At 73.2% G+C, this 15,644-nt stretch carries 13 protein-coding genes; 9 read left to right on the top strand and 4 right to left on the bottom strand.

Annotated elements, in window-relative coordinates; translation table 11 throughout:
• Positions 1-77: 77 nt before the first annotated feature.
• On the bottom strand, positions 78-1,049 hold the full coding sequence (locus ACZ4Z2_RS28025; protein WP_468079658.1) for an SDR family NAD(P)-dependent oxidoreductase: 972 nt from the start codon (positions 1,047-1,049) through the stop codon (positions 78-80).
• 83 nt (positions 1,050-1,132) lie between these two features.
• On the opposite strand from ACZ4Z2_RS28025, the gene ACZ4Z2_RS28020 reads away from it, so the two are divergent.
• From ACZ4Z2_RS28020 to ACZ4Z2_RS28005, 4 genes are all read left to right on the top strand, one after another.
• Entirely contained in the window at positions 1,133-1,555 is a 423-nt protein-coding gene (locus ACZ4Z2_RS28020; RefSeq protein ID WP_468079656.1) for a MerR family transcriptional regulator, read from the top strand.
• Positions 1,556-2,081: 526 nt separating this feature from the next.
• Positions 2,082-5,210: an AfsR/SARP family transcriptional regulator gene (locus ACZ4Z2_RS28015; RefSeq protein WP_468079655.1), complete on the top strand. Its 3,129-nt coding sequence runs from the start codon at positions 2,082-2,084 to the stop codon at positions 5,208-5,210.
• Between the two features lie 97 nt (positions 5,211-5,307).
• Positions 5,308-5,682: a peptidase inhibitor family I36 protein gene (locus tag ACZ4Z2_RS28010; protein WP_468079653.1), complete on the top strand. Its 375-nt coding sequence runs from the start codon at positions 5,308-5,310 to the stop codon at positions 5,680-5,682.
• A 359-nt stretch (positions 5,683-6,041) separates the two neighbouring features.
• Positions 6,042-7,943 (top strand): serine/threonine-protein kinase, encoded by a 1,902-nt coding sequence (locus ACZ4Z2_RS28005; RefSeq protein ID WP_468079652.1) that lies wholly within the window; start codon positions 6,042-6,044, stop codon positions 7,941-7,943.
• Here the strand turns inward: ACZ4Z2_RS28005 and ACZ4Z2_RS28000 are convergent.
• Both ACZ4Z2_RS28000 and ACZ4Z2_RS27995 read right to left on the bottom strand, forming a co-directional pair.
• A complete protein-coding gene (locus ACZ4Z2_RS28000; RefSeq protein ID WP_468079651.1) occupies positions 7,919-8,503 on the bottom strand; it encodes a TMEM175 family protein in 585 nt (194 codons plus the stop codon). The two genes, ACZ4Z2_RS28005 and ACZ4Z2_RS28000, sit on opposite strands and share 25 nt — an antisense overlap.
• A gap of 201 nt (positions 8,504-8,704) precedes the next feature.
• On the bottom strand, positions 8,705-9,760 hold the full coding sequence (locus ACZ4Z2_RS27995) for a S8 family peptidase (protein WP_468079650.1): 1,056 nt from the start codon (positions 9,758-9,760) through the stop codon (positions 8,705-8,707).
• Positions 9,761-9,894: 134 nt separating this feature from the next.
• Here ACZ4Z2_RS27995 and ACZ4Z2_RS27990 point away from each other — a divergent pair, with 134 nt between their 5' ends.
• The gene (locus ACZ4Z2_RS27990; RefSeq protein ID WP_468079649.1) at positions 9,895-10,806 is read left to right on the top strand and encodes an NAD-dependent protein deacetylase; all 912 of its coding nucleotides are present in this window, start codon (positions 9,895-9,897) and stop codon (positions 10,804-10,806) included.
• Positions 10,807-10,901: 95 nt separating this feature from the next.
• Here ACZ4Z2_RS27990 and ACZ4Z2_RS27985 read toward each other — a convergent pair whose 3' ends face one another.
• Positions 10,902-11,759, bottom strand: a complete 858-nt coding sequence (locus ACZ4Z2_RS27985) for an oxygenase MpaB family protein (protein ID WP_468079766.1) — start codon at positions 11,757-11,759, stop codon at positions 10,902-10,904.
• Between the two features lie 226 nt (positions 11,760-11,985).
• Here ACZ4Z2_RS27985 and ACZ4Z2_RS27980 point away from each other — a divergent pair, with 226 nt between their 5' ends.
• From ACZ4Z2_RS27980 to ACZ4Z2_RS27965, 4 genes are all read left to right on the top strand, one after another.
• Entirely contained in the window at positions 11,986-12,831 is an 846-nt protein-coding gene (locus ACZ4Z2_RS27980) for a UbiA family prenyltransferase (protein ID WP_468079648.1), read from the top strand.
• 85 nt (positions 12,832-12,916) lie between these two features.
• Positions 12,917-14,008, top strand: coding sequence for a type III polyketide synthase (locus tag ACZ4Z2_RS27975; RefSeq protein WP_468079647.1), 1,092 nt, complete (start codon positions 12,917-12,919; stop codon positions 14,006-14,008).
• Complete coding sequence (locus ACZ4Z2_RS27970) at positions 14,005-14,523, top strand: isoprenylcysteine carboxyl methyltransferase family protein (RefSeq protein ID WP_468079646.1); 519 nt, start codon at positions 14,005-14,007, stop codon at positions 14,521-14,523. Before ACZ4Z2_RS27975 ends, ACZ4Z2_RS27970 begins: the two co-directional genes overlap by 4 nt.
• A gap of 11 nt (positions 14,524-14,534) precedes the next feature.
• A complete protein-coding gene (locus tag ACZ4Z2_RS27965) occupies positions 14,535-15,632 on the top strand; it encodes an NAD(P)/FAD-dependent oxidoreductase (RefSeq protein ID WP_468079645.1) in 1,098 nt (365 codons plus the stop codon).
• The last annotated feature ends 12 nt before the right edge of the window (positions 15,633-15,644 follow it).

Here is a 15,644-nt window from a genome sequence, read left to right as displayed (position 1 = left end):
TCCATTCCGGTCCCTGGCCACTGCCACGGCAGCTGTCCAGGCGCCGTCCGCCCACACAGCACTGTTCGAGCGCCGCTTCATCGGGGGATCGGCGTGGCGCCGGTCGCGGCGAGAGACAGGTCCCAGAGCCGGGCCGCCCCGTCGGGGTCGATGGCGTAGGCGCGGACGCCGCCGTCGTCCATCGGGGTGTCGGGGGCGGAGACGCGGGCGACCTCGCAGTCCTCCAGGTAGAGGCCGCCTCGGCCCTCGAGGAGCGGGGACACGGCGGCCCACAGCCCGGTGGCGGCCCCCTGTGAGGCGGTCTTGAAACCATCGCCGACGACGTTGCCCTGCTCGTCCACCCAGCCGCGGTCGATCTGCGCCTGGAGCGTCATCTCCCGCTGGAGTCCGGTGATGATCTTGCCGGGGTGGAGGGCGAACGCCCGGACTCCGTCGCCCTTGCCGACGGAGTCGAGGTGTACGGCGAAAAGGGAATTGGCCGTCTTGGCCTGGCCGTAGGCCAGCCATGTGTCGTAGCCGGTGCGGAAGTGCGGGTCGTGCCAGCGGATGCCGGTCAGGGTGTGCCCGGCCGAGCTGTTGACCACGACGCGCGCGCCGTCCGCGGCCACCAGGAGCGGGTAGAGCTCGCAGACGAGGGTGAAGTGACCGAAGTGGTTGGCGGTGAGCTGGCCTTCCCAGCCGGGGCCGAAGCGCCGCTCCGGGGTCGCCATCACTCCGGCGACAGCCATCAGAAGGTCGATCCGGTCGAACCGGTCGCTGATGTACGCGCCGGCCGACCGGACGCTGTCGAGGTCGGCCAGGTCCATGGAGAGGACCTCGCAGTTCTTCACCTCCTCCAGCGCGGCACGGGCAACGTCAGGGCGGCGGGCCGGAACGACGACCCGGGCTCCGGCGGCCGTCAGAGCCCTGCTGGTCTCCAGGCCGAGCCCCGAGTAGCCCCCGGTCACCACGGCCGTCATACCGGACAGGTCGACGCCGGCCATGACGTCCTCGGCGGTGGTGGAAGCGGACAGGGACGAGCCGAGCGGCTGCTGATCAGTGAGGGTCATGTCGCTGACGCTACGATCTAGAGGGAGGTCTAGATCAAGTCCCGAAGTGACAACAGCGGCAGGGAGTGACAGGAGTGAGCGGCATGCCGACCACCCACGCCGGCGCGCAGTCGCTGAGCATCGGAGAGGTGGCCGAGCGGACCGGACTGAGCGTGCACGCGCTGCGCTTCTACGAGCGCGAGGGGCTGCTCGTCGGGCCGGTCCAGCGCACGTCGGGCGGGCGACGGCGCTACACCTCCGCCGATGTCGAATGGCTGCTGATCTGCGTCAAGCTCCGCGAGTCCGCCATGCCGCTCGCCGACCTCAAGCACTTCGCCGAACTCGTACGCCGCGGGCCGGGCAACGAAGCGGAACGTCTGCGCCTGCTCGACGCCCACCGGCAGCGCGTCGACGCGCAGATCCAGGCACTGGAGGAGTGCCGGTCCCTCATCGCCTGGAAGGTCGACGTCTACGCCGAGCACCTCGCCCGCGGTGAAGCCGACGGGCTCTGGGCCCCGACAACCTGAGGCGGGCGTTGCGGCCGTGACCGCGCGGCCTGGCCGCAGACGCCGGTCCGGTCGACGAGCGGCGCCGACAGGGCGCCGTCGACTGCCCGTGTCGAGCCGCAGCAGCGCGGTGTCCGCTCCCCCGCGCCGCCGGAGACAACGGTCGCCCGGGCGCGGGGGCTGCCGTTCAGGAGCGGAAAGCCGAGGGCCACGGGCTTGGTGGGCGCCCGCTCCGCGGTCGGCGGGACCTCAGGGCCCGCGTGACGACGTGGGCGCAGGTGCAGACGACGACGTCGGCGACGAGGAACCGACGTCCGCTCGAACCGCTCCCCCGCACGCCGACCGGTGGCGGCGGCCCCGCGCGGCATCACAGCAGCATGACAGCGGCGTATTCGACGGGGTTCGGCCATTCCGACCCGCTGGCCGGTGGGCGTCTGGCGTCGGGTGGGCAGCACGCGCATCGTGGATGTCGAGGGCTTCGAGTGACGGCGCACTGGACCGGTGGGCCACGGTGATCGGGAGCCTTGGGGGACAGGTGCAATTCCGGGTGCTGGGGCCCGTCGAGGTGTGGGTCGACGGGCAGAGGCTGCCGCCGTTTCCGCGCAAGCCGACCGCGCTGCTCACCGCCGGGCTCGTCGAGGCCGGAAAGCTGGTGTCGGTCGACCGGCTGGTCGACGCGGTGTGGGGTGATCATCCACCGGCGTCGGCGGCGAAGCTGGTGCAGGGGTACGTGCTCAGGCTGCGGCAGGTGCTCCACAGCACGGGCGCCCGAGAGGTGATCACGACCCGTCCTCGTGGCTATGTGTTCGAGCCGGAGGAGGGGCAGTTGGATCTTCTGCTGTTCCAGGAGCTGCTCGAACGGGGACGCGCGGACGTCGCGCGCGGCGAACACGGTGAGGCGGCGGATCTCTTCGAGGAGGCGCTGGGCCTCTGGAGGGGCCCCGCGCTCGGCGCTCCGACGACGCCGCTGCTCCAGGCCGAGGCGACACGGCTGGAGGAGATCCGGCTGACCACCGTGGAACGCCTGCTCGACGCGCGGCTGGCGCTGGGCGGCGGGGCGGAACTGGTGGGTGATCTCACCGGGCTGGTGGCCGAACATCCGCTGCGGGAACGCCTACGGGTGCTGCTGATCACCGCCCTGGACCGCTGTGGCCGCCGGGCGGACGCCCTGCGTGTGTATCGCGAGGGCCGTCGCCTCCTGCACGCCGAGTTGGGTATCGAACCCGGCCCCGAGCTTCGGGGGGTGCATGCCCGGCTGCTGGCGGCCGACCAGCCCGCCGAACCCGAAGCCGGGGCGCGCGCTGCCGCCGCCGGCCACGGAGCCGGCGTTGGCACGCGAACCGCAGGCGGAGCCGTCGGCGAGGCGTACGCGCGGTGGGAGGTACGGGCGAGGCAGGAGCCCGGCGAGGCGCCGGCTCCCGCACAGCTGCCCGCCCCGCCGAAGTGGCTGACCGGCCGTGAGACGGAAACGGCCCGTCTGGAGGCCGCGCTGCGCGAGGGCGGCGAGCACGGCCGGGTCTGTGTCGTGCACGGGATGGCAGGCGTCGGCAAGACGGCACTGGCGCTGTATGTCGCGCACCGGGTCGCGACGGCCTTTCCGGACGGGCAGCTCCATGCGGCGCTGGGTGGTGGGGACCCTGCCCGGACGGCCGACCCGGCCGAGGTGCTCGCGGGCTTCCTGCGCGCGCTGGGCATCGGACCGGGCCGCATTCCCCCTTCCCTCGCCGAACGAGCCGCCGCGTTCCGTACGCTGCTGGCCGGTTCGAGGGTCCTCGTGGTGCTGGACGACGCCGCGGACGAGGAGCAGGTGCGGTCGCTGCTGCCGGGCGCGGGCGGTGGCAGCGCCGTACTGATCAGCAGCCGCAAGGCCCTGCACGGGCTGGACTCCGCCGAGCGGGTGGGCCTGGACGTGCTGGACGCCGCGCATGCCCTGCAACTGCTGGCCCGCCTCACGGGTCCTGACAGGACGACGGCGGAGCCCGAGGCGGCGGCCGAGATCGCCCACTTGTCCGGAGGGCTCCCGCTGGCGCTGCGTATCGCGGGATCCCGGCTGGGGACGCGCAGCGCCTGGCCGCTCGGAGCGCTGGCCGAGCGGCTGCGCGACGAACACGTCCGGCTGGACGAGATGGCCTCCGGGGACCTGGACGTGCGGGCCGGGATCGAGGTCAGCTACCGCGCGCTCCCGGAGTCGGAACGGCTCGTCTTCCGTCGGCTCGGAATGCTCGAGTCACCGGATCTCGCGCCCTGGGTGGCCGCGCCGCTGGCGGGCATCGACGTGGCCGACGCGGAACGTCTGGTCGACCGGCTGGCCGATGCCCATCTGCTGGAGCCGCTGGGGGCGGACGGTACCGGCCGCGTACGGTACCGCTTCCACGACCTGGTCCGGCTGTACGCCAGGGAACGCGCCGACCTGGAGGACACCCGGCAGGACCGTTCCTCGGCGCTGTCACGGCTGCTGCGTACCTGGCTCGCGCTCACCCGCCGGGCCGGGGACCTCGACCCCACCGGTGTGCCGCACCTCGTGCCCCAGGGCCCCGGTGACGACACCGACTTGGGGCTGGGCCGGCGGCTGCTGGCCGATCCGCGCGCGTGGCTGCGGGCCGAGCACGGTTCGCTGGTCGCGGGGGTGGTGCTCGCCGCGCGCCTCGGTCTCGACGAGGAGGCGTGTGACCTGGCCTCGGCGCTCGTCCAGGCGTCCTTCCGGGTGAACAACCAGTTCGAGGAGTGGCAGCGGACGCACGACGCGGCTCTCGCCGCCGTCCGCCGGGCGGCGAACCCGCGCGGGGAGGCCGTACTGCTCACCGGCCTCGCCCAACTGCGCTACGAGCAGGACCGGTTCGAGGAGGCCGACCGCTGCTTCCGTGAGGCGTTGGCCGGGTTCGCGCGGCTGGGCGACCTCGGCGGCCGGGCCACGGCCCTCGCGGGCATCGCCGCCGTCGGCAGGGAACGGGGCAACTTCACCGAGGCGACGGCCTGTCTGGAACAGGCGCTGACCGCCTTCGAGACACTCGGGGACGTCGCGGGGGAGGCGAGTGCCCGTTACGACCTCGGGTCGATCCTGCGGGAGAAGGGCAACTCCGCGGAGGCGATGGTCCACCTGCGGAAGGCGCTCACGATCTACCGGTCGATCGGCAGCCGGCGTGGTGAGGGGCTGGCGCTGCGGGCGATCGGCCTGGTGCACCGTGCCGACGGTGACCTGGAGCGCGCGGAGGAGCAGTGCGCGCGGGCCCTGCACCTCCAGAGGTCGGTCGGTGACCGGCTGATGGAGGCGTACGCCGTCCAGGCGTTGGCCAAGGTCCGCTTCCGGCTGAGGCCCGACGACGCGGAGCTGCCCGCGCTGCTCGGCGCGCTACGGGTGTGCCGGGAGCTGGACGACGGGTTCGGTGAGGCCCTGCTGCTGCGCACACTCGGTGAACTGCACCTCGCGCAGGGACGGGTGGACGAGGCGTCGGCCTGTCTCGGGCAGGCACTGGACCTGTGGACCCGGCTGAGGCATCCGGTCTTCCGCGCCCGCACCCTGCGTGATCTGTCCCGTCTCCACGAACTCGTCGGCGACCGGTCCCGCGCCCGTGCGCTGCGTCAGGAGGCGCTGCTGACGTTCCAGCTCTACGGCACTCGGGAGTACGGCGAGCTCCGCGCTCTCGAGGAGGAGGATCCGAGCGTGCACACGGGCTGAACCAGGACTGAACCGGCACTGCGCTCCGGCTGTACCGCCGTCGCCCACAGTGAGGGGGCAGCGAAGGAACAGACCTGAAACAAGGGGGAAGAACCAGATGCGCAAGCGCACCATCGCGACCCTTTCCGCATCCGCCGCGCTGGCGGCCGTGACCGTCATGGCACCCACCGCGTCCGCCGAACCGAACCCGCCCGGCTGCGACCGGGGAGCCTTCTGCATCTACTCCGGCCCGGATCAGACGGGTTCGCTGCTGGTGGAGAGCCAGGGCAACTGGTCGGGCAGCGTGAGTGGGCGGTCCGTCTTCAACAACGGTACGAGCTTCCCCGGCGCCGACCACATCCAGCTCACGTGGACCTACAACGGGGGCACGTTCAGCGACTGCCTCCACTTCAACCCGGGCCCCGGCGACTACAAGTGGAACTTCGTGTCCGGCGTCGTCTTCAAGCAGGCCACCTGGCGTGGCGAGTGCTGATCCGCGTCACCGCACGCACGGCCGCCGCGGATGTCCGCGGCGGCCGTGCCGTGTCCCGGGGAGCGGTACGGTCCACGGCCACTGAACCGCGTTGTGGTGGGAGCGCTTGTTGACCGTCATGCGCCGTGTCGCACCGCCGCGCGCCCTGTGGTGATAGGGGGTGGATCGTCAGAATGTATCCCCGGCTCTGTTGGTGAGCCGGTTCGGCAGCACGGCCTGCCTGCTGCGTGAGTGGCCCGCCCTGACCGTCGGTCGGTCATGGCTTCCGGCAGACGGCGTGGCTGTCTCTCGGGGCATCGACGGACGGGTGAGGGTGCAGCGTGGTGGAGCCGCTTCGGTACGGGGTCGATCCCGGGCGCGTGGGACCGTACGAAGTGATGGGCCGTCTGGGCTCCGGCGGGATGGGCAGCGTGTACCTTGCCCGCAACCTGGGCGGCAGGCGCCTGGTGGCGCTCAAGACGATCCGCCCGGAGCTGTCGACGGTGCCCGGCTACCGCGAACGCTTCGCCCGCGAGATCGAGGTCGCCAGCAGAGTCCGCAGTCCGTACATCGCCCAGCTCATCGACTTCGATCCTGACGCGGAAGTGCCCTGGCTGGCGACAGAGCTTGTCCACGGCCCCGATCTCGCGGAGGTACTGACCTCGTACGGTCCGCTGCCGGCCGACAGTGTGCGGGTCCTGGCGGCGGGTCTCGCGGAAGCACTCGCCGCGATCCACGACGCGGGCATCGTGCACCGCGACGTCAAGCCGTCCAACGTCATCCTCGCGGAGACCGGCCCGCGTCTGCTCGACTTCGGGGTCGCGCGCCCGGTGCGGCAGGCCGGACTCACCTCGACGGGGCAGTTCGTCGGAACTTCCGCCTATGCCTCCCCCGAGCAGTTCCTCACTCAGGAGGTGGGGCCGCGCAGCGACATGTTCTCCCTCGGCGTGCTTCTCGCCGAGACGGCGGGCCGGGTCGCGGGCTCCTCGGAGCGCCCGGCACCCGCCCTCGACGTCATCGGGGGCAACACCCCTGCACTGCCGTCCCTGCCCCACGATCTGCGCACCCTCGTACGCGAGTGCCTCGCCCGAGCCCCCGCCGACCGGCCCGCACCGGCCGAGGTGCCCCGCATGCTGGCCGACCTACCACGCCCTGTGCACCAGGGCGGCCGGCCGTGGCTCCCGGCGCCCGTCTTCTCTTCCGTGCGCCAAAGCTCCGAAGCACTGCGGGCCCTCACACACCCGGCGACGGCCCTGGACCCCGGCCGGATGGACCAGGACCAGCCCACGGCGACAGCGGGCTCGGCATTCGTCGGCACCACCGGCGCCACGGCGATGCCCGGTTCGCGCCCTCCCGCGCCCGGCGTCCCGGCGGGGAGGAGGCCGGCCCTCCTCGTGGGGGTCTCGCTGGTCGCGGGTCTGCTGGTGGCGGCGGGGGCGGTGCTGATCGGGCGGGCCGGTGACTCCGGTGCCGGGCTCGGCGCCCAGGACGCCTCGCCCGGAGCGACCGTCACCGTCACGGCCTCGGCACGGCCGTTCGAGGACAAGCCGAACGCCCATACCGACCAGCCCCGGACGACCACCTCCCCCGTGCGCCCTTCGGCGGAGACCGCACGGAAGCCGTCGGCCCCGACGCCCAGGCAGCCCACGTTCACCCGAGGCGTGCTGGGCGTCTCGCGCTACCAGGACCCGGGGTACGCCGCCACGGTGACCTCCGTGACCGCGAAGAACCACCAGCTGACGGTGGCCCTGCGCGCGAGGGGAAGGGCCGACCTGCGGGACGCGACCACCACGTGTCTCGAAGTGCGGGGGCCGGACGGGACGTTCACCGTTCATCCGTTCGCTCAGCGAGCCGAGACAGCGCGGGCCGGTGCCTTCGAGGGGACCCTGACGTTCCCCCTGCTCGTGTCCGGGCGGTACGCCCTGCGCTACTCCTGCCAGAGCGACTACTCGGCGGTCGAGCTGGGCACGGCTCGTGTGCCCCGCGTCAGCATCTCCCGCTACAGCGACGAGTACTTCGCCGTCGTCCTGTCCACCGCCCGCACATCCAGCGGGCTCCAACTGGTGTTCGCCTCCACCGGGAGATCGGACCTTCGGGACCCCCGTACCTCCTGTCTGAACCAGGGCGGCGTGCCCGAGGGTCCCCTGAAGGTCCGGCTCGACCGCAGCGAGACCACGCTCGATCACTTCCACTACGGCGTCATGGACTTCCCGCCGGTCGCGGCGGACAGCAGCTTCACCTACTCATGCCTCGACGACTACAGCGCCGCCCCGCTGGCCTGATCGCCGGCGCGTGCGGCGCGTCGGCCGGCCAGCACGGCCAAGGGAACGGTGGCGGCCCAGCTGTAGATGGCGGCGCCCGGGGAGACGCTCGCGATCCCCACCGAGGCCAGGAAGACGATCGCCTGGGCGGGGAGCGGGACACTGCGCCAGTTCGCGCCCGCCGCGCGACTGAGGTGCAGATCGAGCGCGTACAGCACCAGCGCGGCCGCGCCGATCACGGCCCCGTACAGACCGGGGCCGAGGAAGCGGTCGCCGTAGTTCTCCAGGACGTGGGTGGGGAACGGGATCAAGGAGATCAGCACCAGGAACGCGACATGGAGCCAGAAGGCGTACGGGCCGATCTCCGTGGCGTTCCGCACCGCGGTCTGGTGGGCCCGCCAGAACAGTGCGATGACCACCGCACTCAGCAGGAAGGCACCCAGCTGGGACTGCACCTCGTCGAGCGCCCGGCGCAGTTCGGGCCCGTCGAGCCCTTCGGGCAGATCGATGTCCAGCACGAGCAGTGTCATGGCGATGGCTGTCACACCGTCGGTGAGAGCGAGCATCCTGTCCCTCGGCACGAGGTCCACCTGGGTTCGGGCTCGTCGCCGGTCCGGGCTTGGGTTCATGGCACCTGTGGTAGCAGCCCCGCCCCCGCGCGGACGGCCAACGACGCGCGGGGGCGACAGCCCGGCGGCGATCCTCGGTGGCGGCCCAGGGGCAGGCGGCACAGGGATTGCTGGATCGCAGGCCGGTGGATCAGCGGATCGCGGGCCGGTGGATCAGATGCCGCCCGTGTTGAGGAGGCGGTTGGGCGTGTCGGGGCGGACGCCGCGGAGCACGCCACGGGTGGCCGTGCGGTCCAGCCAGACCTGCGCCTCCTTGGGGGTCGCGCGGGGGTGCGCCGACAGGTACAGCGCGATCACGCCGGTCGCGTGCGGCGCGGCCCAGGACGTCGCGCCGAAGTCCTCCGTGACCGTTCCGCCGCCGGCGAGGGCGGCGGTGACCTTCTCGCCGGGTGCGTACAGGTCCACGCACCGCCCGTAGCCCGATCCGTAGAAGTCGCTGTCGTTCCACACGCGGTCCTTCGAGGTGGAGGCCGCGACGACGATCGTGCCGGGCACGCCGGCCGGGGACTGCTCGCAGGCGTCCTCGCGGCCGTTGCCGGCCGACACCACTGTCGGGATTCCCGCGTCGATCATCTTCTTCACCGCGGACTCCAGGGCCGCCGACCGGTGGTCGAGGTTGAGCGACATGTTCACCACGGCCGGCTTCTCGGCGTGGGCGGTGACCCACTTGACCGACTTCACGAGGGCCGCCTCGGCCTTTGCCGGGGAGGAGCCCTCGCCGTCGCTCTCGCACAGCAGGCCCTGGACCCGGACGAGCTCCGCCTTGGGAGCCACGCCGTACTTGGCTCCGCCGATGACGCCCGCGACGAACGTGCCGTGACCGACCCCTGTCTCGCCGAAGCAGTCACCGGAGTCCTTCTTTCCCACGAAGTCGGCGCCGAGGCGTGCGCGTCCACCGAACTCCTTGTGGGCGATGTCCATGCCCGTGTCGATCACATAGACGTGGACGCCCTTGCCCCTGGCGGTGGTGGTGAGCCTGCCGTTCAGGGGCCGTGAGCGCTGGTCCAGAATGTCCAGGTTCCACGGCACCTTGCGGGTGAGGGGCGACGCCGCGGTCAAGGGGGCGAGGGACTCCGCCGTACGGTGCGTGGGAGGCGTCGCGCGGCTCCCCTCGGCCGCCGCGCCTGCTTCGCCGCCGCAGGCCGAGGCCCCGAGTACCGTCACCAGGGCCATCGCCACAAGCCCGGCCTTCGTCGCGTTCCCTGCCACAGCATCCCCCGTGTTCCTGTTCGTGCACAGTCAGCGCACAAGACGACGACGAGGGGCAGTCGGTTCCGGCGGGTCCCGAGGCCGGTCGCGCCGCCCGCCGAACACCGGTGCGGCGCGTTCCGTACCCTTGCGGCATGCGCATGCGCCCCACCTTGAGCTGGTCTCCCGCGGAGGACCTACCGCCGGGCACGACGGATCTGCGCCCCGTCGTCGACGCTCTGGGTTCCGGTGGTGTGCTGGTGCTGAGTGGGGCGGGCATTTCCACGGAGTCGGGCATCCCCGACTACCGGGGTGAGGGCGGCAGCCTGAGCCGGCACACCCCGATGACCTACCAGGACTTCACGGCGAGCGCCCATGCCCGGCGCCGGTACTGGGCGCGCAGCCACCTCGGCTGGCGCACCTTCGGCCGTGCCCGGCCCAACGCCGGGCACCGGGCCGTGGCCGCGTTCGGACGGCACGGTCTGCTCTCGGGTGTGATCACCCAGAACGTCGACGGTCTGCACCAGGCAGCCGGCAGTGAGGGCGTCGTGGAGCTCCACGGAAGCCTGGAGCAGGTGGTGTGCCTGTCCTGCGGCGCGTTCAGCCCGCGCCGTGAGCTGGCCCGGCGGCTGGAGGAGGCCAACGCGGGCTTCGAGCCGGTGGCCGCCGGGATCAACCCGGACGGCGACGCCGACCTCACCGAGGATCAGGTCGGGGACTTCCAGGTCGTGCCCTGCGTGGTCTGCGGCGGCATCCTCAAGCCGGACGTGGTGTTCTTCGGCGAGGCCGTTCCGCCACCGCGGGTCGAACACTGCCGCTCCCTGGTTCGTCGGGCGGCGTCCGTGCTGGTCCTGGGCTCCTCGCTGACGGTGATGTCCGGGCTTCGCTTCGTCCGCCAGGCAGCCGAGGCCGGGACGCCGGTGCTGATCGTCAACCGGGACGCCACCCGGGGCGACCGGCACGCCGTCACCCGGGTCGCGCTGCCGCTGGGAACGGCCCTGACGACCGTGGCCGACCGACTGGGCATTCCCGTCGAGGACGAGGCGGCGCCCTCCGGCGAACGGTAGAGCCGGGACGCGGCCTGAAACGGGGCAGGCTAGGCCCTGTCGTCACATTCCCACCTACCGCCCTTCGGGCGACGGCGGGAATGTGACGACAGGGCCTAGTGCGGGGGCCTCATGCTCCATCTGATCGCCCTTGTGAGGGCGTGGCCCGTGACCGGTATCGCTACGCCCTCCAGGACGGGGAGGCGGGGAAGGCCCAGCAGTCCGCGCGCCCAGTCCGGGAGGGAGCCCACCGCGTTGGCGGCGAGCAGGGCGTAGGCGGGCCGGGCGGCGAGCGGCAGCGGGGGGTGGACGAGCAGGAAGCGCGCGGCCGCCCTGCTCTCCGCGGTGGCGCGGAGTTCGGGACGGTACGCGGCCAGGCGTGACTCGAGGTCCGCCCTCGTCCGGGGCGGGTCCGGCACGCCGAGGGCGGTGGCGACCTCGGCCGTGTCCGCCACGTAGGCGTCGTAGTCGGCGGCGGTGAGGGAGTGCGCGCCGAAGCGCTCGTGGGCGCGCAGGAAGCTGTCCGTCTCGGTGATGTGCACCCATTCGAGCAGGTGGGGGTCGGCGGCCCGGTAGTGCTCGCCCTCGGTGGTCGTCCCGGTGATCCGTTCGTGGATCGCGCGGACGCGTTCGACGGCGTCGCGGGCGTCGTCGGCGGTTCCGAAGGTCGTCACGGCGAGGAACGTGCTGGTGCGTTGCAGCCGTCCCCAGGGGTCGCCGCGGTACCCGGAGTGAGCGGCCACGGCGGCCATGGCCAGCGGGTGCAGGGACTGCAGGAGCAGGGCGCGCAGCCCGCCGATGAACATGGAGGCGTCTCCGTGGACGACGCGGATGGGCCGCTCCGGGCCGAACCAGCGGGGTCCGGGTGTGTCGTGGATGCGGGCACGGTTGGCGGGACCGTCCGGGCCCGCGACGCGGCGGAAGAGTGCCTTGCCGAGCCTGTCACGCACACCGGAGACGGTGAGGACGTCCATGTCCACGGTCCCATTCTGCGGCGCCGTCCTCGGCGAGGGAACAGGGGGCGGTGTGCGTCGGGGCGTCCGCCGAATGCCGGAGTGCCTCGTGTGAGCGGGCGGGCGGCGTGGCAGCGATCCTTCATGTCCCAGACGATCACGCGTGGTGCGGGAAGCGTCGATGGGGGCGCCCTGGCTGTCGTCGAGGTGCCGCGATGCCCGTGACCGCACGCGCCGAGGTGCCGCGATGCCTGTGACCGCCCGCGCCGTTGAGGCGCACCCCGGGTCGCCGTCCGTGGCCGCGCTGCTCGTGGCCGCCCACGGCGGGCCCGCGCTCGCGGCCACCGCTGTCACGGCGCTGCTCGCGCTGCGCGCCGGCCTGCGCCCGCTCGACGGTGTCGCCGTCACCGCGGCGGTGTTCGCCGGTCAGCTCACGATCGGCTGGGGCAACGATCTGCTGGACCTCCGTCGGGACCGCGCCGTCGGTCGCGCCGACAAGCCGCTGGCCACCGGAGCCCTCCCGGTCGCCCGGGTGGTGCCGGCCCTGGTCGTGGCGGCCTGCGCCTGCCTCGTGCTGTCCGTGCTGGCCGACTGGCGCAGCGCGCTGCTCAACGCCACCCTCGCCACCGGCGCCGGCCACGCCTACAACCTCGGGCTCAAGGCGACCGTGTGGTCGTGGGCGCCGTACGCCTGCGCGTTCGGGACACTGCCCTCGGTCGTCACCCTCGCCGATCCGGCGCCGGGCTGGGCCCCGCTGTGGATGACGGGCGCCGGCGCCGCGCTCGGCGTGGGGGCGCACCTTCTCAACACGCTGCCCGACCTGGCCGACGACGAACGCACCGGCGTACGGGGCCTGCCCCACCGCATCGGCGAACGTCGCTCACGCGTCCTTGCCGCCGTGCTGCTGTCCGGCGCCTCACTGCTCGCCGTGCTCGGCCCCCCTGGGACACCGCGGACCTGGGCGTGGGCGGTCCTCGTGCTGGTGGCGGTCCTGGCACTGCTCGCGTTGGTCGCCCCCGCGCGTACCCCTTTCCGGGCCGCGGTCGCCATCGCCCTGCTCGACGTCCTGCTGCTCGTGACGGGCGCCCGATGACCCCGCCGGCCGGCCACGTCGGCGTCCAGGTGGCGGGTTCCCGGCCGTACGACGCCGCCCCACCCGTTCGACCGTAGGAGCCATCATGAGCATGCGCATCGTCAGCGTTCGCGGCGCCCTGCCCGAGCATCGCCACCGGCAGGAGGACATCACCCGGTTACTCACCACCATGATGCCGGCCGAGGAGGCGTCCAGGTACGGCGTGCTGGAGCGGATGCACCGCAACGTGTGCGTCGAGACCCGGCACACCGTGCTCCCGTTGGAGGAGTACGCCCGGCTCCAGAACTTCGGCCAGTCGAACGACGCCTTCATCCGGGCCGGCGTCGAACTGGGCGCTCGCGCGGTCGTGGACGCGCTCAAGGGCGTCGGGCTCACACCGGCCGACGTCGACTACATCGTGTCGTGCACGGTGACCGGCCTGGCCGTCCCCTCCCTGGAGGCCCGCGTCGCGGCGGAGATCGGACTGCGGCCCGACGTGGTGCGGCTGCCCCTCGTCGGCCTGGGCTGCGTGGCGGGCGCGGCCGGTGTCGCCCGTCTGCGCGATCTGCTGCGCGGCCGCCCGGACGGGGTGGCGGTGCTGATGTCGGTCGAGCTGTGCTCGCTCACACTGCAGCGCGCGGACACGTCGGCCGCGAATCTCGTGGCCGGTGGACTGTTCGGGGACGGGGCCGCGGCGGTGGTCGGGGTGGGGGCCGAGCACGCGCTCGCGCAGTCCGACGCCCCGGCCCGTCCCGAGGTCCTCGCGTCCCGCAGCCGGCTCTACCCCGACTCGGAGCGCATGATGGGCTGGGACGTGGGCTCCGGCGGGCTGAAGATCGTGCTCGACCCCGCCGTTCCCGACCTGGTGCGCCGTCACGTGGGCGAAGACGTCCGCGGCTTCCTCGCCGACCAGGGGCTGACCCGTGACGACCTCGGCTGGTACGTGGCGCACCCGGGTGGCCCGAAGGTCCTGGAGGCGCTGCAGCACGCCCTCGGGGTGGGACGGGACGCCCTGCGGATGACCTGGGACTCGCTGCGCCGGATCGGCAACCTGTCCTCCTCCTCGGTGCTGCACGTGCTGGCGGACACGCTCGCCGAGCGTCCGCCCCCGCCCGGCTCGTACGGGCTCATGCTCGCCATGGGTCCGGGGTTCTGCTCCGAGTTGGTGCTCCTGCGCGCTCCGGGTGGTGGGCGGTGAGCAGCGAGGCCCTGTTCACCGTCCTGGTGCTGGCCGTGGGCCTGGAGCGGGTCGCCGAGCTGGTCGTGTCCCGGCGCAACGCCGCCCTGAGTTTCGCGCGGGGCGGCGTGGAGGCGGGGCAGGGGCACTACCCGTTCATGGTGGTCCTGCACACGGGCCTGCTCGTCGGCGCGCTCGCGGAGGTGTGGCTGCGCCGACCGGAGTCGGTGGCGGCCCTGGCGTGGAGCATGCTCGCCGTCGTCGCGGCCTCGCAGGCGTTGCGCTGGTGGTGCATCGCCTCCCTGGGAAGCCAGTGGAACACGCGGGTGATCGTCGTGCCGGGCGCCGCGCGTGTCACGGTCGGCCCCTACCGCTGGATCCCGCATCCCAACTACGTGGCCGTCGTCGCGGAAGGGTTCGCGCTCCCCCTGGTGCACTCGGCCTGGGGCACGGCGGTCGCCTTCACCGCCCTCAACGGGGTCCTGCTCGCCACCCGCATCCGCACCGAGGACGCCGCGCTCGCCCAACTGACCTGAAGGAGACGCCCATGGACCTGCTCGTCGTCGGCGGGGGGCCGGCGGGCCTGGCCACGGCCCTGCACGCGGCACGGGCCGGGCTCGATGTCGCCGTGTGGGAGCAACGCGCGGGCACGGTGGACAAGGCGTGCGGCGAGGGGCTGATGCCGGGCGCCGTCACCGCGCTGGCGGCGCTCGGGGTGCATCCGCCCGGGCACGAGCTGCGCGGCATCCGCTACGTGGCGGGACGGCGACGGGTCGACGCCGACTTCACGGCGGGCCCCGGCCGGGGCGTACGCCGTACGACGCTGCACGCGGCCCTGCGCGACGCGGTGCTCGGCGCGGGCGTACGGATCGATCAGCGCACCGCGCGCCGCATCGAGCAGGACGAGGCGGGCGTGCTGGTCGACGGCGCCCGTGCCGGGTACCTCGTCGCGGCGGACGGTCTGCACTCGCCGATCCGCCGGGCGCTGGGGCTCGACCGGCCACGCCGGGCCGGTTCGCGACATGGACGCCACGGATTGCGGCGCCACTACGCGCTCGCCCCCTGGAGTGACCACGTCGAGGTGCACTGGGCGCCCGACGCGGAGGCATATGTGACGCCGGTGGCCGGCGACCTCGTGGGCGTCGCGGTGCTCACCGCCGCCCGCGGGTCCTTCGACGACCACCTGGTCGCCTTCCCCGAACTGCGGAAGCGGCTCGCCGGGGCCGGGGACGCGGGGCCCGTACGGGGGGCGGGGCCGCTTCGCCAGGACACGAGCGCGCGCACCGCCGGCCGAGTGCTGCTCGTCGGCGACGCCGCCGGGTACGTCGACGCGTTGACCGGTGAGGGCATCGCGCTGGCGCTCGCACAGGCGCAGGCGGCCGTCCGGGCCGTCGCCGGGGGTGACGTGCCGGGGTACGAACGGGACTGGCGTCGGCTCACACGGCGCTACCGGTGGCTGACCCACGCGCTGCTCGGCGCGACGCGGGTTCCCCCGGTTCGCGCGGCGCTGGTGCCCCTGGCGCAACACGTGCCGCGGCTGTTCGGCGCGGCGGTCGACGCGTTGGCCCGCCCGGCGGGGCAGCACGGGACGAACCGGCCGAGCCTGCCGAGTGGACCACCGGTGGATGGCCGACGGGCCGCCTGAGCCGGCCGAGTC

Source organism: Streptomyces sp. NPDC030183 (assembly GCF_055573455.1).
This window is presented reverse-complemented; position numbering and strand designations above follow the sequence as displayed.

Bases quoted from the DNA above. Each gene is read 5' to 3' on its own strand.
- ACZ4Z2_RS27985 (WP_468079766.1), bottom strand. From the start codon at position 11,759: ATGGACGTCCTCACCGTCTCCGGTGTGCGTGACAGGCTCGGCAAGGCA.
- ACZ4Z2_RS28020 (WP_468079656.1), top strand. From the start codon at position 1,133: ATGCCGACCACCCACGCCGGCGCGCAGTCGCTGAGCATCGGAGAGGTG.
- ACZ4Z2_RS28010 (WP_468079653.1), top strand. From the start codon at position 5,308: ATGCGCAAGCGCACCATCGCGACCCTTTCCGCATCCGCCGCGCTGGCG.
- ACZ4Z2_RS27980 (WP_468079648.1), top strand. From the start codon at position 11,986: ATGCCTGTGACCGCCCGCGCCGTTGAGGCGCACCCCGGGTCGCCGTCC.
- ACZ4Z2_RS27990 (WP_468079649.1), top strand. From the start codon at position 9,895: ATGCGCATGCGCCCCACCTTGAGCTGGTCTCCCGCGGAGGACCTACCG.
- ACZ4Z2_RS27975 (WP_468079647.1), top strand. From the start codon at position 12,917: ATGAGCATGCGCATCGTCAGCGTTCGCGGCGCCCTGCCCGAGCATCGC.
- ACZ4Z2_RS27965 (WP_468079645.1), top strand. From the start codon at position 14,535: ATGGACCTGCTCGTCGTCGGCGGGGGGCCGGCGGGCCTGGCCACGGCC.
- ACZ4Z2_RS28025 (WP_468079658.1), bottom strand. From the start codon at position 1,049: ATGACCCTCACTGATCAGCAGCCGCTCGGCTCGTCCCTGTCCGCTTCC.